Genomic DNA, 231 nt, shown 5'->3' on the forward strand with positions numbered 1-231 from the left:
TTAAGCACACATCAATATCGCCATACTTTTGCTGAATATCGCTAAAGTGTTTGGAGTAGCCGGTGTCGCCTGCAAAAAATAAGGTGCTGCCATTTTGTTCAAGTAGCCAGCCATTCCATAAGTCTTTATCGTTGTCTTCGTAAATAAAGGGTACTAATACACGGCTGCTAAAGTGATGCGCTGGTAGTGCATGAATGGTTAAATCATCAATTTTAGTTTTTGCATACCACG

At 40.3% G+C, this 231-nt stretch carries 1 protein-coding gene; it reads right to left on the reverse strand.

Annotation, left to right across the window (positions count from 1 at the left end):
• Positions 1-231, reverse strand: a 231-nt coding sequence (locus R2R70_RS23515; protein WP_410979423.1) for an MBL fold metallo-hydrolase, incomplete at both ends; no start/stop codon positions are given.

The organism is Cobetia sp. SIMBA_158 (genome assembly GCF_046566945.1).
Taxonomy (GTDB): Bacteria; Pseudomonadota; Gammaproteobacteria; order Pseudomonadales; family Halomonadaceae; genus Cobetia; species Cobetia amphilecti.